Genomic DNA, 19,706 nt, shown 5'->3' on the forward strand with positions numbered 1-19,706 from the left:
ATAAAAAGGAGGAGGACAACATTAACATATTCATAGGTTATATGGTTCTCGGGTTATCCCTGTCAGCCCCCATCGGGCCTATTAACGCCGCCCAATTGGACAAGGGGCTGCGCGGAGGCTTCCTGCCGGCATGGGTGGTGGGTCTTGGGGCCATCAGCGCCGATATTATCTACATGTTGCTTGTTTATTTCGGCATAATTCATCTGCTGGATGCCCCGTTCGTCAAGGCCTTCCTGTGGCTGTTCGGCTTCTTCGTGCTGGTCTACAGCGGCGTGGAGAGCATCATGCATTCGGGCGAACTCTCAGCAGCAGAGGTGCGCGGAAGCGGAGCTTCGCTGTCCAGATCCTTCGTGTCGGGATTCCTCATGTCGCTGTTTAATCCCCTCTCCATCCTGTTCTGGCTGGGAATCTATGGCTCTATCTTAGCCAAGGCCGTCAATGCGTATCCGATGCAGCAGTTATTGGTCTACAGCGGGGCCATTGTCCTCGGCATTGTGCTCTGGGATGTGACGATGGCGGCAGCCTCCAGCCTGTTCCGCACCTTCCTGACCCGGCGGGTACTGAAGGCGATCTCTGTCTTGTCCGGCCTGTCGCTGGTCGGCTTCGGCTTCTATTTCGGGATTCAGGCGGCCCGGCTGCTGTTCTCTCATTAGATCTTGTTCTTCCGCAGCCGGATGCCCTTAATCCGGAAGCCGGGTCCTCCCGGCAAGGAATGGAAGCTTCCCGTATGCGCTTCTGGGCGCTGTTCATCCCCTGCTCCCTCTTGCTTGTGCTTATTGCGGTAATGCTGGAGTATCCAGTCGCTTAGCGCAATTAAGACTACGATCAGCAGACTGATATAGAAGCCCGGACGGCTGAGCTTATGGAACAGCGTTCCGCTGACCGCAGCCAGAATCAGTACCAGCCCGCTCCAGCGCTTCACCCCACTTAGCGTACTTGGCTTCAGCAACTTGGCCGAGGAGAGCAGGATGAAGGCCCAGTTATAGAGAATCATCAGCCCGGCGGCGGTGGTGATGTATTCGTACACTTTTCCCGGCAGCAGCAGTGCCATAATTACAGCCCCCGTCAGACCGCCCGCGATCAGGCACAGCGCCAGCAGCGGATACTTGTCCTTCCACTTCCTGGAGAACACCTTGGGCGCATCCCCCTCCTGGGCCAGCGTAAGCATCATCGAGGTAATCGCATACAGCGACGCAGTCATCGTAGAGAACCCTGCAATGATCAGCACGCCGTTGAACAGATGGGGCACGAAGGCCAGATGGTCGCTGCGCAGGGCCAGCACAAACGGACTCTCCTTCGGGTTAAAAGCACTAAGCGGCACCATAATCACCGCCAGTCCAATGGACAAGATGTATACCGTTCCCAGCCCCAGCAGCATCACCTTCCCCGCCTTCGGCGCTTCCTCCGGCTTCTGGAGCCGGTAAGACATAATTCCCAGCACCTCGATCCCGCCATAGGCATAGAAGGCGAAGATGAAGGCGGACCATAACCCGATGCCCCCTGACGGGAACAATGCCTTATAGCTCATTGGCACCTTCGGAGTGAACTTGCCACCGCCAATCCAGCCTGCCAGAAGCAGGGCCGCAATCACCAGGAACATAAGAATAGCCGCCACCTTGATGACGGCCAGCACGTTCTCCACCCGGTCGAAGCCTTTGTTGCCGAAGAATACAATCCCCAGCGCGACCACCGCATACCCGGCTGCAAATATCCACATCGGCACGCCCGGGAACCAGAACCGCGAGAAGATCGACAGCGCCGTAAGCTGGCTGCCCATAATCAGCAGCTCCGAGAACCAGTATAACCAGCCGCTGCCGAACCCCGCCCAGTTGCCGAAGGCCTGCTTGGCATAGGAGCGGAAGGAGCCTTGCTCCGGCTGTGCCGCCGTCATCCGCGCCAGCGCATCGAAGACGGCATACGTTCCCGCCGCCGCAAGCAGATAAGCCAGCAGCACCGCCGGCCCGCCCATAGATATCGCCAGCCCCGAACCGAGGAAGTACCCCGTGCCAATCGTCCCCGCAATACCGAGCAGGCTGAGCTGCCACCACTTCAGTTTCTTCTCATTGCCCGTTGATTCAGAAGTCTGCTTCATGAATTCCGTCCTTATCGTGTTCAGAATTAGAGAGGTCTCTAAGAATTCTATAATTCCCTAAGGGCGGGAATTCATGAATTTAATTTCGGGACAGATGCCTGTAACCGGTCTGTATGCTCTGAAGTGAGGTGTAACGGGGCAGGTAGCCTATTTGGGTGGCACTATGGTTAAGTGAATAATAGTTATTCTTGGAGCCGGTTATCGAGTTATAGGAAGAGTTATCTTCTATTTCATACCTAAGCCCGTAGTGATCTGCAAAGTAATCCAGAATCTCAAACTTCGCCGCAGGCTTTAGTGAAAACACATCATATACCTCATTCCCTACCTCTTCCCTCATACACAGCTTGATAAGCTGGATCAAATCCTCGGGATGCACATAGTCCCTAACGATGTTGTCCGGTGAGGTGTGCAGTATCTCTCCCTTTCTAAGGTGGTGAATAATATCCGTCAGCAAATAACGGGAGTTCAAATCAATGAACGCGCTAAAAATACCGAAGACCCTTAAGTCCACAATGCGGTGCTGGCTCAGACTTCTGTGTTTGGCCTCCATGTTCAGCTTGGTAATCCCATAAAATTCCTGAGCGGACAGATGGTTGGGATCAAGCTTAAGCCATTTCCCGTCCGTAGCAGGCTGATCAAATTCAGACCCGTATACCGCCCCACTGCTCAGATTGATGTATATAGCAGCCGGATTCTTGTGCAGATAGTCCAGAATCAGATTGTCGTATTGCTCAGTAATCTGAAAGACCTGGAACGGATGTTGAACCAGGTTCTGCGGATCTCCAATTCCCACCCCGTTAATAATGACATCATAGTCCGCCGTTCGTGCAAATTCATTGTATTCACAGAGCTTAACACGCTCCTGAAGCTGGTTCTCCGTCAGGAAAAGGACCATTCTCTCCCTGGACCGTGAGAATAAATACAATTCATATTCCTGCGCCGCTGCAAGACCGAGAATCAGGTTCTTGGCGATATGACCCGTGGCTCCTAGAATGGCAATAGTCTTACGCTTATTGTTTATCATGGCCGCATCACCGAAATCTCCCGCAGCTTCAGCAGGCCATCCTCATAATAATCTTCATTCGCATAATAGTCCGTGTAATACTGCTCAAGGTTAGACACATCACTGGCAAATCTATTTCTAACAATTGTTCCGTACAACGGTAGAATCACATTGTAGAAGCGTTTCTTTTTTTCCTCTTGAATGGTCTCACTCTTCAAGGTACGGCCTTCATAATGGTGTAATGCATCCAGGAAATGTTTAATACATACCTCACCTACGTTGTATCCCTCCGGAATTATTCCTGCGTAAAGATAAAAATTACGATTGATAATGCAAAACTTAGGATCAAGAATTAGAATTTCATAGAACCAGTAGATTTGATTAATACTTGTATAAGCATATTTGCTTTTATCCTCAATTTGATCCCACACGGATTTTTTCATAGTATTCATGGAAATCTGCATTGCATTATTACTCGAATGAGCCAGGAATAAGTCACCGCCCTCTAAAGTATAAACCCGGTTATCAGGATGAAATGGCATCGTATGAATCAGCGCACAATCCAAATGCTCCAGAAGAATTCCGATGAAATCAATCAGCGCTCCATCCAGCCAGTAATCATCGTCTCCCTGTAGTTTAATGAAGCTGCCATTAGCCAGCGTACTGACATAAGCGATGTTCAAGTCGCCACCGATATTCTGTTCATTGCGGCTGTAACGAAAACTGGAGAATAGGTTAGTGTATACACGGCCTACCTCCTGTGTATTATCTGGCGATGCATTATCTGACACCACTACTTCAACTAGATCCTCATCGGAGACCTGATTATAGATGGATTGCAGATTATTGCCAAGATGATGTACGCGATTGTAGGTCGGAATCACGATCGACAGCAGTGGATGTTCTGTGCGGCGGGCAAGTGCGGACTCTCTCTCCGTATCACTGTTCACTTTAACCCACTCCAGTAACTCAGGAACGAATACTTGTGTAACAACAGCCGGATTACCCGAGACTCTGCAAAAGCTTGGAACATGATCCACAACAACACTGTTAGGCTCAATAATACTGAATTTCCCGATCTTGACCGGTCCGTCAATTACAGCGTGTGCACCGATTACGCTTCCATCGCCCACTATCAGTTCCCCGCTGGTTTTAAGAACATCTGTCGCTTGTGCCCAGCCTGGATAACCTGGTCTGACTGAAGCCGCTACAGAGTCCGTCAAGCTGACATAAGGCCCAATCATCACATTCCGGCCTATATGGACTTTATGGCTGCACTGCACATGCAAACCTGTCTCTAACCGGCTCCCATCCCTGATTGTAAGTTGGGGAGTATTGCCCGAAGCCGGTTCATGAATGTTCCAGTAATACCCGCCTTGCACCGTGACATTTCTACCTATTGAAACGCTGGATGGATTCGATATGTAACCCGTCTCCTTCAGAAGTGATGGTGGATTGTTCAAGAGAATAGCCCCTTTTTCATTAAGACATTTACATATACGTTATTCACTAACTGCACAAGTTATGAGTCCATCTGAACCGTCAGGTCCAGGAGAAAATCCGGATGAAGTGAATCTTATGGACCTATTCCCGCAAAATCCGCATATAAATAGGCTTATCAAGTCAAGTGAAGCCGGCATGCTATGGGTATGGCTGTGTTTCAGGAAGGAGGAAGCATAAATGAGAATGAGGGTTGCGGATTATATCACGCACTCTTTATATGATGAAGGCGGGGAGACCGTATTCCTGGTCACCGGGGGAATGATTATGCATCTGACCGATGCGCTCTACCAGCATGGCAAGCAGGAATATGTCTGCTGTCACCACGAGCAGGCTGCCGCAATGGCCGCTGAGGCTTACGGAAGGATGACCGGCAAGCTTGGCGTCGCTTACGTTACCGCAGGGCCTGGAGCGCTGAATACCATTACAGGCATAACCGGAGCTTATGTCGATTCTTCCCCAATGATTGTAGTTGGTGGGAATTCCAAGGTTGCGCTTGCCCAGGTGAAAGGACCGCGGCAATTCGCTCTGCAAGGCTTCGATTCTCTGGATATTTTTCGCCAGATTACCAAATATGCTGTCAGGCTGGAGGACCTCTCACAAGTCCGTTATGAAGTGGAGAAATGCATCTATCTCGCCAAGAACGGCCGGGTAGGTCCGGTCTATCTGGAGGTGCCGGTGGATCTGCAAGGCGCAGCCTTTGACCCGGATGACTTCCCGGGATTCACAGAACCAATAGCCAAGGTACACGAGATCACAGATGCTGAGCTTGATCAGGTTCTTGCTGCGCTGAAGCGCAGCAAGCGGCCTTGTCTGCTGGCAGGTGCAGGCGTCCGGCATGGAGATGCGGTGAAAGCGCTGCATGCATTCGCGGAAGCTACCGGCATTCCCGTACTGACCTCCCGTCTGGGAATGGACCTGATGGATCATGATCATCCCCTGTTTGTCGGCCGTCCCGGTACATACGGTGACCGGCCAGCGAATTTTACGGTACAGAATTGTGATCTTCTGCTAACCGTGGGCTGCCGGCTTGGGATCGGGCTGGTCGGTTATGATTTTGCCGACTTTGCCAAGAATGCCTTCAAAATCCATGTGGATATTGATGCCAGGGAATTGAATAAGCCCTCGGTTATTCCTGACATTCCGGTGCAGGGAGAAGCCCGCAATTTCTTCATAAGGCTCACTGCGTTATGGGACGGAGAAGCCTCTTATACCGGGTGGGTCCGGCAGACACAATACTGGAAGCAGCGTTACCCTGTTGACTTGCCTGAATATGACGATGACAGCAGCGGCATCAATTCCTACCGCTTCATGACCCGGTTCTCAGAGCTCGCACCAGAGGATGCCCTCTTCGTAGTTGACACCGGCTCCTGCTTCCATGTCCATGCCCAGGCCTTCAAAGTCAAAGCCGGGCAACGGCATATCATCACAGGCGGATTATCCACTATGGGTTATACGCCCGGTGCCATAGGTGCATCGGTAGCCGCTGGCCGAAGAGAGGTCTTCTGTATTACAGGTGACGGATCGTTTCAGATGAATCTGCAGGAATTGCAGACCATCCGTCATCATCGGCTGCCTGTGAAGTTCATTCTGATCAATAATGGCGGTTATCTGCTGATCCGCCATACCCAGTCCAACTTCATGGGCGGGCGTTATCTGGGGGAAGGACCGGATTCCGGGGTAAGCTTCGTTCCATTCGAGCGGCTTGCCGAGACGTTTGACTTAGGCTATCTGAGAATCTCACAGCTTGACCACCTGGATGATCAGCTTAACGAGCTGTTCCGCCACCCGGGGCCGATGATCTGTGAGATTATGACACCAACCGATCAACTGCTCATTCCGCGTGTATCCTCCCGTCAGCTGGAGGATGGAACGATGATATCTACAGCTTACGATGATATGTTCCCTTTTCTGCCGAGGGATGAATACCAATCTAATTGCTTGGAGTGACTGCCATGCGCACGAATCAGCTGAACGTTGCCATTCTGGGAAGCGGCAATATCGGGACAGACCTGCTTATCAAAGTTCTGCGCTCCGAGTCCTTGACATGTTCCCTCTTCTCAGGGAGAAACCCGGATTCCAGAGGACTTCAGCTTGCCAGGGAGCTTGGCGTACAGGTATCCGACAGAGGCATCAATGCCATTCTGGACAATCCCGGATGCTGCGACATTGTTATCGATGCTACCTCTGCCGCCGCCCACATCCGTCATTATCCCTTGCTGAAGGAACTGGGCAAGTTCGTGATCGATATGACACCCTCGCAGCTAGGGACAACGTGTATCCCGGCTGTGAATCTGCAGGAATGTCTGGACAGTAACGATGTAAATATGATCACCTGCGGCGGCCAGGCTTCCGTGCCGCTAGCCTATGCTATTGCCCAGTCCCAAAAGGAGTTATCGTATATAGAGGTTGTATCAAGCATCGCCTCTCTGAGCGCAGGACCTGCCACAAGAATTAACCTGGATGAATATATTGGAGCTACTGAGGATGCTCTCCGCAGCTATACCGGCTGCAGGCGGGCCAAGGCCATCCTTAATCTGAACCCTGCCATTCCCAGTATAGATATGCAGACTACACTCTTCGCCGTTGTTCCTGAACCAGATATGGATAGTCTTAGCAAGGCAGTAGAGGAAATGGTCACCCGAATTCAACACTATGTCCCAGGCTATCAGATTATTGTACCTCCGGTCATTGAGAACGGCAGAATCGCCATGATGGTCAAGGTCCAGGGACTTGGCGACTTCCTTCCCACCTATGCCGGAAATCTGGATATTATTAATTGCGCGGCGATCGCCCTGGCAGAAGAATATGCCAGACGCTCGCTTATTGTGTGCAAAGGAGAATGATCATGCTCCCACTTATCATTAGCGACCCTACGCTTAGGGACGGCTCCCATGCTGTGAAGCATCAGTTGACCCGGGAGAATCTGGATCTTTATTCCCGGATGGCAGAGAAGGCAGGGCTAGCAGTGCTGGAGGTCGGACATGGCAACGGCCTCGGTGCCTCCTCTCTTCAGCTTGGTGAAAGTCTGCTGTCTGATGAAGAGATGCTGTCCATCTGCAGAAGCAATCTCCGGCACACGCTGTTATCGATCCATGTCATTCCAGGGTTCGCTACAATTAACCGCGATCTGCGGGCTGCCCTGGATCTGGGAGTCGATATCGTGCGTGTCGCCTCCCATTGCACAGAGGCAGATCTGACAAAACGCCATATCGAATATGTGCGCGGACAGAACCGGACCGCTTACGGTGTTCTTATGATGTCTCATATGGCTCCCGCTGAGGTGCTGAGCATCGAAGCTCTTAAGATGCAGAGCTACGGAGCACAAGCCGTCATTCTGATGGATTCGGCAGGTGCTTATCTGCCCAAGGATGTCACCGGAAAGATTCAGTATTTGCGCAGCATCCTTGACATCCCTGTGGGCTTCCATGCTCATAACAATCTGGGCCTGGCAATCGGCAACTCACTGGCTGCCGCCGAGGCGGGAGCCTCCATCCTTGACGGCACAGCACGCGGTTTCGGCGCCGGGGCCGGCAATGCGCAGCTGGAGGTGCTGGTTGGAGCGCTTCATCAATCCGGCTGGGACACAGGAATTGAGCTCTATGCGCTGCTTGAGCTGGCAGAGCAAGCAGAGAGTGCCTTCGCCAAAGCGCCCAAACTCGGCAGCATGAGTATCGTAAGCGGTATGGCCGGTGTGTTCTCCGGCTTCGTGAAGCCGGTGGAACGGATTGCCAAGGAGTACAATGTTGATCCCAAGGCGGTCATGGTCGAGCTTGGACGCCGGAAGGTCGTGGCCGGTCAGGAGGATCTGATTCTTGAGGCAGCGCTGACCTTAGCGCGACATGACTTCCCTTGAGCTTCAATAAATACAATAAAGCAGGCAGTTGTAACCCACGGCTGCCTGCTTCTGCATTACTCTGACCTGCCCCGTCTTTCTTCCAGCACCTTCTGCAATTCGCTTCTTTGGCCAAGCAAGACCTGATTACCCGGCAGGTAAGCCAAGGCCTGCTCATTATGCTGCCAGGCCTGCTTCCATTCTCTTGCAGCGGCGCAGCAGCGGCTGACCAAGACATGAGGTAGCCAGGTATAATAAGCTTGGGAGACAGGACGGTTCCCCGGTCCTGCTGTCTGCCGGGCGATCGCCTGGAGATACCAGTAGATTGCACTCTCCCACTCTCTGCGCTCCTCGAAGAATCCGGCGACACCGCAGCAGACATCCGCCTGGGGTAGCCCGTAGCTGAAGGAGCGGAAGAGGCTATTCAGCCTGAGCCCCGCTTCCCCCAGCTCCCGGTAACATTCGGACAGCCGCAGACAAGCTGTAATCCGTTCATCTTTGCAGCCGTTTGGTTCCTTCAGCAACTCTTCATAGGAAGTCGCCGCAGCTTGATAGTCCCGTGTCTCGAAGCATTCATTCGCATAGTGAAAGAGCAGCCTTCCTTCAGCCTTGCCTTCCTCAGCGATCCAGCGCTTCAGAATCTGCAGGTTGCGTTCCGTATGAACAGCGGATGGACGATGGTCCATGTAAATATCCGTGTTCATGGAAGCGCCTGCTCCAATATCCAGTTCCTCGTGGACACGCCCATGCCACTGGAAATGCTGCCCGCTTCTGACAATCCGGGGACGATATTCCGAATGGACCACTACTAAAGCGGAACCCGCTTGGGAGGGCTGTGGAAATAGCCGGCTTCCCATCAAGATCACCTCTACACCGGCTTGTTCCTCCTTCAGTTGCCGTTTCAAGCGGGCCAGTTTCTCCGCTTCAGGTGCGGCCAGAAGCTCATCGGCATCCATCCAGAACACGTAAGGCATCGTCGCCTGTTCAAAGGAATAGTTGCGGGCCGCTGCGAAATCCTCATCCCACGGATAAGTGAACACCTTCTCTGTATACCAGCCTGCCACAGTGACAGTCCTGTCCGTCGATCCCGTATCCACAATAATGATCTCATCCATCAGGTCTCTGACCGAGTCCAGACAACGTCCTAACACAGCTTCTTCGTTCTTCACAATCATACACAGACTGAACAGACCTTCCTGTTCTGCTTCCATCTCCCCGCCTCCTGAGAATGATTCGATATACAAAAATATAAAAAAGAAACCATCCCGCAAAGGATGGCCCTTAAGCTCGCTGCAAAATAAAGCAGGTTCCTTTCAGGATCAGGTTAATCTGTGAACAGACCATACAACACCTGGATCTGTAGCACCTAAATCCAAATTAAGCGCCAATCCATCTGGCTGATAGATGAGGCTGATCACATCATTTGCCGCAAGCTCCACTTCACCTGCTAAGGTAACAGTACCGCTTCTAAGAAGTGTTCTAAGGGTTAAAGTTCCGGCGACAGCCACATCCAGTACCGGTAATAATCCGGTGACCAGATCTATAGCTGGAGCTGGCGTAGTTTTTTGGACCACTAATGACGGATTCACATCTGCACCTAACGCTGTGGTGACCGCAGCATCAAAAGCAAAGTTAATTGTAGCTTCAATAGAGTACCTACCTGCTTCTGGAACGGTGTATTCACCCAAAACTGCATCGAATGCCGCATTGCCGTAATACGGCGACGTTTCTTCCCAGCCAACAAACGTGGCCGTGGTGCCTGTCACCAAGGTTGGCAGAAATACCGAGAAGCCTTCACCTGCTAATACAGGACCAGTCGTTCCTGTGACTCCTGTCATTCCTGTAAGCCCTGTAGCTCCCGTTTCCCCGGTAAGACCCGTGACTCCGGTGGCTCCTGTGGCTCCCGTCTCCCCAGTAAGACCCGTGACTCCGGTAGCTCCTGTGGCTCCCGTTTCCCCAGTAAGACCCGTGACTCCGGTAGCTCCTGTAAGACCTGTGTCTCCCCGAGCTCCTCCTCCGGGCCCTGTGGTTCCTTGGGGGCCTTGGAATCCTGTAGTTCCTGTAGGTCCAGGTTCTCCTGTTGTTCCTGTAGGTCCTGAGGCTCCTGTGGCTCCTGTGGCTCCTGATTCTCCTCCCCCTTGCCCGGTAGGTCCTGTAGGTCCTGCTGGTCCAGCTTCTCCTGGCGCCCCTGGTAATCCTGCCGGGCCTCTCTCTCCTGCCGGGCCTGTTGCTCCCGCCGGACCTGTGGCTCCGCCGCCACTACCACCTCTGTCTGCCCCTAACAATTCTTCCGATACTAAACGGTGTGCCGTTACCAATTGACCCGCTGCGTTCTTGCCCCATAGCGAGATCTGCACCGGCTCAACTTCCTCCGATGAATTCGGTGAGGTAATAAATGTGAATTCATAAGCATTGACGTCGGCATAGTAATTCTTCGTGATTACCTGGTTCGCTGCAACATTGAGTAATTCGCTTACGTACATCACTCTCGTTCCGCCGGTCAATTGATAACCCTGAATGGTTAATGAGTACGCAGAAGCCTCGCTGCGGTTATCAATTTTGACTGTAACCTGCTGAGTAGGTCTCACTCCGTTCACAGGATTATTCTCAATAGGTCCTGTTGATAAAAAAGCCATTACATGGTCACATCCTTACAGATTTGGATTTCATTCCAGTATGCGCAGGGAATAATGCTCAACGGACAACCCCGGTCAGCAGCATACTTAATGATTAATATAGTAGTATTCAAGTGTACAGGTTTGGTGTGGACTTAGTGGATGAACTCATCAGAATGGGCTTCATCACCATCCACCAATTCTCCTCTGCTCTGTGAATACCAATATATGCTCCAAGTCCAGAATGTGTCCGTCAGTCAAGCTGGAACATTCTCTTCTGCGCTGTTCATGAATCTCAGCTACCCTCAACAAGAGATTCTTCTGCTATGCTGGACAAGTATTGTCCGTAGGTCAGCTTACGCAGCGGCCGGGCTAGCTCCAGCAGTTGCTCTCTGGTGATATAGCCTTTATTGAAGGCAATCTCTTCGATGCAGGCCACGTAGAGCCCTTGCCGCTTCTGGACGGTCTCGACCAGATTAGCGGCCTCCAGCAGCGAATCCGGCGTTCCGGTATCCAGCCAAGCCATCCCCCGGCCGAACACCTCCACATTGAGTTGCCCTCTGTTTAAATATTCCTGGTTAACATCCGTAATCTCGATTTCACCGCGCCGCGAAGGCTTAATGTGTCTTGCAATCTCCACGACCTGCCGGTCATAGAAGTACAAGCCCGGCACTGCATAATGAGAACGGGGATACAGCGGCTTCTCTTCCAGTGCAACCACTCGACCCATGTTATCAAATTCCACAACGCCGTAGGCGGAAGGATCCTGCACATGGCAGCCGAAGATCGTGGCACCTTCCCGCCGCCGGACGGTTCTCTCCAGAATAGAGCTGAAGCTCTGTCCATAGAAAATGTTATCCCCCAGAATCATACACACATGATCCGCACCAATGAATTCCTCCCCGATCAGGAATGCCTCTGCAAGCCCCCGCGGCTGTTCCTGCACCGCATATTGAAAGGATAGTCCGAGCTGTTCGCCGGTGCCCAGAAGGTCCTGGAATAATCGGACATCTCTTCCGGTCGAGATGATCAGAATCTCCCGGATGCCTGCCAGCATCAAGACAGATAGCGGATAGTAAATCATAGGTTTGTCGTACACCGGAAGGATCTGCTTGGAGATCGACTTCGTTAACGGATGCAGCCTCGTCCCCGAGCCGCCCGCCAGAATAATTCCTTTCATCTATCCACGCTCCCCAATTCTTAACATTTCTCCCCTTGTCCCCTTGTTATGGAGTGAAGATCAACACCTTGGTTTCCGGAACCGTATGGGTTGATCTTCATTTATGTTATTGAATTTGGACTACACTTCTATTTGCTCTGTGTCTTGTAATGTCCGCTAGAGAAACTGTAATATAGCGGTACGAGAGAAGGATCACTGTCCGGATTATAATTAATGGTCCGAATTGAGAAATCCGCCATGCTAATTATATAAATGTTCTCCCACCCGATATTAACTAGATATTGGCTATCGCCAGTGAAATTCAGTGCACCGAGTTTGAAGATATCTGTCATTGGAATAGTCTGTGTCGTCTGATTGCTGGTTGATATCAGCTTGAGCTCCTGGGTTCCCTGTACACACACCCATCGTTCATCCGGTGACAGAATGATCGTATACTGATTGATAGGCCCCCGCAAACTGTTTAATAAGTTACCATTAATGTCGATACGGCTAACATTCAATGGGATATGGTTGTCAGGAGTTTCCCCATTGTCCATGATATAGGCTTCGCCGGATTTTAACTGACGAATCCCCCACGTGCTGTTATGACCAGCTGCAGGCTTTAAGCCGGTGTTACTGAAATTTCCAATCTCTGCGTAGACGTATAAAGTGTTCTTCATGGACGGTGTCAGCCGCACTTCCATACTGTCAGGCGTAACCACGAGTGGATTGGAGTAAGCCGTTCTTTCCAATGCGACCGAATAAGCTCCAAAAATATTCTCGGTAAGCGTTCCCGTTGCAATCTCATACGCATGAACCGCCGGATTATACTGACCCCCAACGAGTAAGAAAAAAGCATAACGGCTGTCAGGAGACACCGCAGAGTATTGTACAACGGATGTCGTGGAGAAGGTATCAATAATACTTCCATTGACCAGATCAAAGACAATCGTCTGCACATTTCCAGTCGATATTCCAGTCGATAAAAAAAGATGGCGCTGATCAGGGGTTAATAGCAGATCTAATACTTGCGCACCCAGGTTTAAATCCACTGTCCAATCGAGGGCGCGGGATTGAATATTGAACCGGTACAATTTATCTACAACCGCATAGTAAATGTACTTGTCGTCTCCTGAGGCGGCATAAGCTACTTGCCCTAAGAGAAAGTTGATACTAGGATCCACAGGGATTATTTGAATGGTAGCCGACCGGGCATCCAGGATTCCAACCCCACCATCCTTCAGAAAATAAGCCGTTGCCTCGCTGACGACGTAAGGTGTCCCGCTGCCCATTACCTCTGCCGCCAGATACCGGTTCTCCATAATCAGAGAGAGCGCACTCGGAATATTTAAGTCAATTTGCACTTGAACAGAATAGACTCCCGGTCCGGCTTCGGGGATATGCGTCAGGCTGAACGGGAATTGCACACTGGCTCTTTTGCCGGGATCAGCTTCACCGCTGCCATAGCCTTGGACGATGGACCTGAATTCAAATGAGCGGATCACTGCATTATTGTAGAGAACATTGATTGAAAGAGGAATTCGAACAGCTTCTGCCAGCGGGAGATAGGAGACGCGGAGATCCCCTTGTAGTTGTACGCGTTGTCCGGCCTTCGTCTGCAATGTATCCAGGGTGAGAACCGTTTGTAGCTCAGAGGTCAATACCTGTGAATCAGCACGATATTGATATAAGGGAGAGGGCACGGATTCGCCTGTCGCTCCGGTTGCACCGGAAGAACCTGCCGGTCCCGTCGGGCCTTTGCTGCCGGTACCTGTCGGTCCAAGTGCGCCCCGCAGACCTTCCACCCCTTGTGAGCCTTGCGGTCCTTTGACACTATACCCTGTAGTCCCTGTTACGGCTATTCCGGTTGCACCGGTAGGACCAATTCCTGTGAGCCCTGTCATCCCGGTCAGACCAGTCGGACCGTAACCTGCTGTGCCTGTGAAGCTTGCGGGAAGCCCAGGTTCGCCTGTATCTCCTGTCGGACCGGTCACTCCGTACCCTGTTGCCCCTGTCACGCCCTTATTGCCGTAATCACCGCCGCCGCCCCTCGTACCTTGGGTGCCAGTCGTTCCAGTCGGGCCGGTCGGACCGGTATGCCCCGTGGCGGCTCTAACGGCATGAACAGAAGCTATCCCTGCAACGGCTCTGCCTATAGAAGGATCTGCCTTGACGTTAATATAGCTGACGACCCGGGCTCGTATAGTGTACGCATACGTTCCCGGATTCGCCGAATGGTTGACCGTAACTTGTAAGGTTCTGGTAGTCTCTCCCGTTCCGGTATGGGACAGCGTGACCAGTTGAGTCTGCAGTACACTGCCGGAGAGCATCGTTTCCAGCTCAATCCGCAGCAAGGATGGACCGGAAGTCACTGCCTGGAAGATAACAGGAATCTGGAACGTTACATGCGCCTTAGGCTGCGCTGCAACAATGTCAAGTGTCTCTGCCAGGTGAATAGCCGGTCCCGGTGTTCCCAGAGGGAGAGTGGTTAGATTCGACATCACTTCACCGCCTTTGATATTCTCTGCAACATCAGATGCTGTCAGGTATTACCGTTGAAGATAAGGTGCATTGATTAATATAGACATCCCTTTGATCTTGTTCCTCACCAACAACCAATATGGATAACGACAGGGTCGTTGCCGGGCCATCATACATAACGTAAAATGGTAAAACCTGTGCAGTTCGAAATAAATCCGTTTGTTTCTGCCAATAATCTGTATACATATACAATGTGTTCTGGGCAGTATCCGTAAGTGTAATTGTCATTTCCAATCCATTATTCTCTATAATTGAGTTACTCCAATATTCGATTTCTACCATCCCCTCTATTTGGCAACGGCTGCTTCCAGGATTCACCGGGAGAGATGCAATCAAGAAAGGCTCATTATAATTCACTGTGATGGAGGGACTGCTTCTTGTGTAAGTTAATGTTGGAATAAAAACTTCATTCGCTCCCGCTCCTGTAGGCCCTCTGGCACCTTCTGGCCCAGGATCTCCCTGCTCACTGCCTGCCCCGGGCGGACCCGTGAAGCCTGTAGGCCCAGTTCCACCGTCTGGCCCAGTGTCACCTGTTATTCCAGGACCGGTGGCTCCGACAGCCCCCATCCCTGTAACTCCTGTTGCTCCTGTGACTCCTATTCCGGTGGCACCGGTGGCTCCGGTAGGTCCATTGAGTGCTCCCATATAGGTTGTTGCCCCTGTGGGTCCTGTAGGACCTGTCAGGCCGGTCGGGCCTGTAAGCGAGACGCCATCCTCGCCCATTCTCCCCTCGCCACCAGATAGACCGGTACGTCCGGTTAGACCAGTGGGTCCTGTTGGGCCTGGAGGACCTATCGGACCGTTGAATATAACAGGCCCTGGTCCCGTCTGGACTAGAGGGGAGCCGACCCGAATATCCGAGGCGATGTTCTGAACATGCAGCAGTTTCATTCTCAGTTCGTATTGGTGAATACCTGCAGACAGTTCATCGGTGAATCTGACGGTGGCTTCAGTCTGAACAAGGCCAGCGGCCAAGGCTGTTGATTCTATCGATACACCCCGAGTTTCAGCAAGTGCATTAGCTCTCCATAGTTCAACATTTAAATGCAAATGATAATAACCAGGGGACCGTATATCCAGAAGCATTGGAATCGACAACTGCACTTGCGCAGATGCATACGGCTGTTCCACATCCGTCCGGATATCCGTAAGCACAAGCTCATTGCCGCTCTCAAGAGGAAGCGACGAATAGATGTCCATGTATATTCAACTCCTTTATTACTCAGATGCTGTTCTTCTGTACGATTCTTGAACAGATAGTTCAGTTCCCTCTTAGGAATACCTTCGCAGTTGCATTAAAGGATTCATAGCTGATAGTTGTGTTTGGAGTTATCGTACTAGCTGTAGCCGACAATGTGTAGCTGTGAAGACCTAATGGCGGATGATCATCAATGGCATAGAAGAACAGCGATTGTTCGGAAGGAATGGAATTAGATGATGGATCATTCGAATAATTATAGAACAACATCCAATTAAACAAAGCGCCTTCAGGAAGGTTGACTCCATCACGTTGTATCACATAAACAATATTATTGCTGTATTCGTAATCCGGGGGATTCCCGTAGCTGATCTGTAGAGTGCCAGCTACAACTACACATTGATCAGTCGAGGTAACCAGTACTGGCGGAAGTTGGCCTACAAGCTCACTCTCTTCTGGACTGCTCGACAGCAGAGCATCACTCACAACTACCGGCAATGCACGGCTGGGTCCGGTTACACCTGTGGGGCCAGTTGTCCCTGTATTACCGGTAAATCCTGAACCTGGACCTGTGTACCCGGTCTCCCCCCTTGCTCCGGTCGTTCCTGTCGGGCCCTGCAGTCCATACCCGGTCATACCCGTGGCTCCGATTCCTGTCATTCCGGTTGGACCGGCAGGTCCCACCCCGGTAGTTCCCGTAGGGCCCGTTGGTCCGGTTACGCTTCCCGATCCGGTTGCCACAACCACGCCCGTAGCTCCAGTGGGTCCCTTAGGTCCCTTCGTTCCCTTGATCCCAGGGCCGGTTGTACCGGTCGGACCGGTGCTCCCGGTCGGACCGTTAGGCCCACGTGTACCACGTGGACCTTGCGTACCCGTTGGTCCGGTCGGACCGATGTCATCCTCGTCAGCCGCGACTCCTTGTACAGAGACTGTAGGGAGGCCGGCCAGCGGATTCGCCGCAATATTCTGTGAAGACAGAACCCTCAGCTCCACTTCAAAGGATTGCTCCCATTGACCAAAGCTCCCTGTAATACTTGCATTCACATCCGCAATTAGCGCTTCCCCTGCGTTGCCGCTGCCGATATAAGGCTCGGTCAGAGTCTGAAGCATCGTTCCATCTTTCAGAACAGACAGCCCGACGATTAGGTGATAATTCCCGGTCTCCGCCGGCTTGAACGACAGAGGCACACTGAAATCAATTTGGAACGAGGGATGACTCTCTTCCAGCAATACCGGACTTGCCAGCCGGATTGCCGGTCCCGGACTTCCCAGTTGCACCGGAATTAATGATGACATGTGAACACAACCCTTCTGTCACTTTATAATTCGCCTTGTCCGCTTGATGTGAAAACAGATTAATCCCCGTAGTTTCAGAAACCACAGGGATTGACCTAAGCATAACTTGTGCAGCGCGCGTAACCTCGCTTTATTTACTCTGCGTTTTGTAAGCTCCGCTGGAGAGGGTGTAGTTCAGCGGCCGATTAGCTGGTTCTGGCGGAAGGCCAAAGGTTCGGATTGAACGATCCTCTAAGCTTATCGTGTAAATATTTTGAGTCCCTATAACAACTAGAAAACTACTGTCTCTTGTGAAGTTGACTCCTCCCCGGAAGGTTTGATCCGTTATTGCGGGGAATGAACTTCCTGCTAAAGTATTAGAATCAAGTACAGAGAGACCATATGCGCTTTGGATGCAAACAAACTGCTGATCCGGTGATAGAACCAGCGAGTATAATGGAACTCCAAATTGTACCAACAAATAATCTCCACTGGGTCTAAGAAGGTTGACATTAGCATACTGCACCGAATTATTTGGATCTACCCCGTTATCTATGGTTATACAATTTCCGTTATTTAACTGCACAATGCCCCATGACCCGTTACCGGATGTAGTTCTGAGACCCTTGTTATTGAAGTTACCAACCTCCGCGTGAGCATAAAAGACTTGTGCCAGACCTGGAGTAAACCTCACCTCGGTACTGTCAGGTGATACTACCAGCGGGTTGGAGTAGCCTGGATATAACTGAGGCTGAATAGGATACAATCCATTGAAGATATTCCGCTCCAGTGTTCCCAGGGCAATGTTGTAGGCATGAACCTCACCCGTATAGATATAGAAGAAGGCATAGCGGCTGTCTGGAGAAGCGGCGGAGAAGAGAACATTCGATTCCAGCGTCAGCGTTCGGACGGTAACACTGTTCACCAGATCATACACCTGCACCTGGGGACTGGCTTCATCCGAGATGAACAGATATCTCTGGTCAGGCGTAAGCAGCAGATCTGTTGCCTGCATATCCTGATTCAGATCGATTCCCCAGTTCACCACTTGGGCCTTTGTGTCGAACTGGTATAACCTGTCTTGTACCGCATAGTAAATGTCATCACCTGTTGAAGCGGCATAAGCTGCATTCGCGTTGAACTGGATATTGGGATCCATCGGAACCGATTGGGTGGGACCAACCAATGCATTGATGGTTTGCACCCCGCCCGCAGCCAGGAAATAAGCGTAACTGTTCGGGGAGGAGATGGTGCCGACATCGACTGCCTCTGCCACAAGATACCGGTTCTCCGCCGTCAGCGTCACATTATCCTGTGGATTAGAGTTCTGCGACAAAAATACAGTATATGTTCCTGTACCGGGTTCGGGGGCATGCGTCAGGCTAAAAGGAATCTGTACGCTGGCCCGTTGTCCGGGATCAGGCATATCGCTCCCATAGCCCTGGACTATTGTCTGAAAGTTAAACGAGTGGAAGAAGGAATTGATAGAAAAGTTATATGCAAAGCCAATAGTAACAGAAATTCTTGTAGCTACTGAGAGCGGGAGATACGTGATTCGGACATTACCCTGTAATAGAACGCGTTGTCCGGCCATAGTCTGCACGTTCGAGGTTAGAAAAACTCGCGGAGAATCAGTCAACACCATCGGATCAGTACGATATTGATATTGGGCAGGAGACAGCGGTTCGCCGGTTGAGCCGGTTGCACCAGTAGCGCCGGCTGGCCCTCTTGGGCCTGGACCCATCGTCCCTGTTGGTCCCGGCGCTCCTTGCAGACCTTCCTTCCCTGGTGCACCCTGCGTCCCCTTCACACTCGTACCTGTCGCACCTGTCACCGCATTACCGGTTGCACCTGTCGGACCTACTACGGTCAAGCCCGTCGCCCCTGTTGGACCAGTGGGCCCAGTGCCGATTCCGCCAGTGACGCTTGCGGGAGGGCCTGGTTCACCTGTATCTCCTGTCGGACCGGTCGCTCCATATCCTGTAGCTCCTGTCACGCCCTTGTTACCGTAACCGCCGCCGTCTCCCCTTTGGCCTTGGGTGCCGGTCGTTCCAGTAGGGCCGGTCGGACCGGTAATTCCTGTAGCAGCCCGAATTGCCTGAACAGAAGCTATCCCTGCAACAGCTCTGCCTATATAAGGATCGGCCTTGATGTTAATATAACTGACTACCCGAGCTCGTATAGTGTAGGCATACGTTCCCGGATAAGCCGGGTGGTTGACTGTAACTTGTATTGTTCTTGCAGTCTCCTCAGTTCCATTATTGGACAGCGTGACTAATTGAGTCTGCAGCACACTGCCGGAGAGCATCGTCTCCAGTTCAATCCGCAGCAGGGATTCGCCTGGAGAGCTGCTCTGGAAGATAACAGGGATATGAAAGGTCACATGCGCCTGAGGCTGAACTGCAGTGATTTCGAGCGTCTCTGCCAGGTGAATAGCCGGGCCCGGCGCTCCCAAAGGGAGAGTTGTTAGATTCGACATAATTTCACC

Annotated in this window: 14 protein-coding genes; 4 read left to right on the plus strand and 10 right to left on the minus strand. The window is 51.7% G+C overall.

The window, feature by feature from the left end; all coding sequences use genetic code 11:
* The first annotated feature begins 41 nt into the window (after nucleotides 1-41).
* On the plus strand, nucleotides 42-653 hold the full coding sequence (locus NYE26_RS21150) for a LysE family transporter (protein ID WP_235192055.1): 612 nt from the start codon (nucleotides 42-44) through the stop codon (nucleotides 651-653).
* Here NYE26_RS21150 and NYE26_RS21155 read toward each other — a convergent pair.
* The 3 genes from NYE26_RS21155 to NYE26_RS21165 form a co-directional block, all read right to left on the minus strand.
* On the minus strand, nucleotides 650-2,092 hold the full coding sequence (locus NYE26_RS21155) for an amino acid permease (protein ID WP_339249891.1): 1,443 nt from the start codon (nucleotides 2,090-2,092) through the stop codon (nucleotides 650-652). The genes NYE26_RS21150 and NYE26_RS21155 overlap by 4 nt on opposite strands.
* 79 nt (nucleotides 2,093-2,171) lie before the next feature.
* The gene (locus NYE26_RS21160; protein ID WP_036731508.1) at nucleotides 2,172-3,116 is read right to left on the minus strand and encodes an NAD(P)-dependent oxidoreductase; all 945 of its coding nucleotides are present in this window, start codon (nucleotides 3,114-3,116) and stop codon (nucleotides 2,172-2,174) included.
* Entirely contained in the window at nucleotides 3,113-4,558 is a 1,446-nt protein-coding gene (locus NYE26_RS21165; RefSeq protein WP_339249894.1) for a glycosyltransferase, read from the minus strand. The genes NYE26_RS21160 and NYE26_RS21165 overlap by 4 nt, the downstream gene beginning before the upstream one ends.
* Before the next feature lie 217 nt (nucleotides 4,559-4,775).
* On the opposite strand from NYE26_RS21165, the gene NYE26_RS21170 reads away from it, so the two are divergent.
* Genes NYE26_RS21170 through dmpG form a run of 3 tightly spaced genes read left to right on the plus strand, consistent with a single transcriptional unit; the run spans nucleotide 4,776 to nucleotide 8,451 of the window.
* Nucleotides 4,776-6,545: a thiamine pyrophosphate-binding protein gene (locus tag NYE26_RS21170; RefSeq protein ID WP_339249896.1), complete on the plus strand. Its 1,770-nt coding sequence runs from the start codon at nucleotides 4,776-4,778 to the stop codon at nucleotides 6,543-6,545.
* A 5-nt stretch (nucleotides 6,546-6,550) separates the two neighbouring features.
* On the plus strand, nucleotides 6,551-7,441 hold the full coding sequence (locus NYE26_RS21175; RefSeq protein ID WP_339249897.1) for an acetaldehyde dehydrogenase (acetylating): 891 nt from the start codon (nucleotides 6,551-6,553) through the stop codon (nucleotides 7,439-7,441).
* Between the two features lie 2 nt (nucleotides 7,442-7,443).
* Nucleotides 7,444-8,451 carry a 4-hydroxy-2-oxovalerate aldolase gene (dmpG, locus tag NYE26_RS21180; RefSeq protein WP_036731500.1) on the plus strand — a complete coding sequence of 336 codons (1,008 nt, stop codon included), beginning with the start codon at nucleotides 7,444-7,446 and terminating at the stop codon, nucleotides 8,449-8,451.
* A gap of 56 nt (nucleotides 8,452-8,507) precedes the next feature.
* Here the strand turns inward: dmpG and NYE26_RS21185 are convergent, their stop codons facing one another.
* From NYE26_RS21185 to NYE26_RS21215, 7 genes are all read right to left on the minus strand, one after another.
* Nucleotides 8,508-9,641, minus strand: a complete 1,134-nt coding sequence (locus NYE26_RS21185; RefSeq protein WP_036731498.1) for a glycosyltransferase family 2 protein — start codon at nucleotides 9,639-9,641, stop codon at nucleotides 8,508-8,510.
* Nucleotides 9,642-9,749: 108 nt separating this feature from the next.
* Nucleotides 9,750-11,066: a YVTN family beta-propeller repeat-containing protein gene (locus NYE26_RS21190; RefSeq protein ID WP_339249900.1), complete on the minus strand. Its 1,317-nt coding sequence runs from the start codon at nucleotides 11,064-11,066 to the stop codon at nucleotides 9,750-9,752.
* Nucleotides 11,067-11,340: 274 nt separating this feature from the next.
* Nucleotides 11,341-12,225, minus strand: a complete 885-nt coding sequence (gene rfbA, locus NYE26_RS21195) for a glucose-1-phosphate thymidylyltransferase RfbA (RefSeq protein ID WP_339249902.1) — start codon at nucleotides 12,223-12,225, stop codon at nucleotides 11,341-11,343.
* 128 nt (nucleotides 12,226-12,353) lie between these two features.
* The gene (locus NYE26_RS21200) at nucleotides 12,354-14,705 is read right to left on the minus strand and encodes a hypothetical protein (protein ID WP_339249904.1); all 2,352 of its coding nucleotides are present in this window, start codon (nucleotides 14,703-14,705) and stop codon (nucleotides 12,354-12,356) included.
* 31 nt (nucleotides 14,706-14,736) lie between these two features.
* Nucleotides 14,737-15,945: a hypothetical protein gene (locus tag NYE26_RS21205; RefSeq protein WP_051478535.1), complete on the minus strand. Its 1,209-nt coding sequence runs from the start codon at nucleotides 15,943-15,945 to the stop codon at nucleotides 14,737-14,739.
* A 61-nt stretch (nucleotides 15,946-16,006) separates the two neighbouring features.
* On the minus strand, nucleotides 16,007-17,239 hold the full coding sequence (locus NYE26_RS21210; protein WP_339249906.1) for a hypothetical protein: 1,233 nt from the start codon (nucleotides 17,237-17,239) through the stop codon (nucleotides 16,007-16,009).
* Between the two features lie 130 nt (nucleotides 17,240-17,369).
* Entirely contained in the window at nucleotides 17,370-19,697 is a 2,328-nt protein-coding gene (locus tag NYE26_RS21215; protein ID WP_339249908.1) for a hypothetical protein, read from the minus strand.
* Nucleotides 19,698-19,706: the final 9 nt, after the last annotated feature.

Origin of the sequence: Paenibacillus sp. FSL P2-0136 (genome assembly GCF_037975325.1) — a bacterium.
GTDB classification, from domain to species: Bacteria; Bacillota; Bacilli; order Paenibacillales; family Paenibacillaceae; genus Paenibacillus_AQ; species Paenibacillus_AQ silagei.

Bases quoted from the DNA above. Each gene is read 5' to 3' on its own strand.
- NYE26_RS21185 (WP_036731498.1), bottom strand. From the start codon at position 9,641: ATGGAAGCAGAACAGGAAGGTCTGTTCAGTCTGTGTATGATTGTGAAG.
- NYE26_RS21150 (WP_235192055.1), top strand. From the start codon at position 42: ATGGTTCTCGGGTTATCCCTGTCAGCCCCCATCGGGCCTATTAACGCC.
- dmpG (WP_036731500.1), top strand. From the start codon at position 7,444: ATGCTCCCACTTATCATTAGCGACCCTACGCTTAGGGACGGCTCCCAT.
- NYE26_RS21200 (WP_339249904.1), bottom strand. From the start codon at position 14,705: ATGTCGAATCTAACCACTCTCCCTCTGGGAACACCGGGACCGGCTATT.
- NYE26_RS21190 (WP_339249900.1), bottom strand. From the start codon at position 11,066: ATGGCTTTTTTATCAACAGGACCTATTGAGAATAATCCTGTGAACGGA.
- NYE26_RS21155 (WP_339249891.1), bottom strand. From the start codon at position 2,092: ATGAAGCAGACTTCTGAATCAACGGGCAATGAGAAGAAACTGAAGTGG.
- NYE26_RS21170 (WP_339249896.1), top strand. From the start codon at position 4,776: ATGAGAATGAGGGTTGCGGATTATATCACGCACTCTTTATATGATGAA.
- NYE26_RS21215 (WP_339249908.1), bottom strand. From the start codon at position 19,697: ATGTCGAATCTAACAACTCTCCCTTTGGGAGCGCCGGGCCCGGCTATT.
- NYE26_RS21160 (WP_036731508.1), bottom strand. From the start codon at position 3,116: ATGATAAACAATAAGCGTAAGACTATTGCCATTCTAGGAGCCACGGGT.
- NYE26_RS21205 (WP_051478535.1), bottom strand. From the start codon at position 15,945: ATGGACATCTATTCGTCGCTTCCTCTTGAGAGCGGCAATGAGCTTGTG.
- NYE26_RS21175 (WP_339249897.1), top strand. From the start codon at position 6,551: ATGCGCACGAATCAGCTGAACGTTGCCATTCTGGGAAGCGGCAATATC.
- NYE26_RS21210 (WP_339249906.1), bottom strand. From the start codon at position 17,239: ATGTCATCATTAATTCCGGTGCAACTGGGAAGTCCGGGACCGGCAATC.
- rfbA (WP_339249902.1), bottom strand. From the start codon at position 12,225: ATGAAAGGAATTATTCTGGCGGGCGGCTCGGGGACGAGGCTGCATCCG.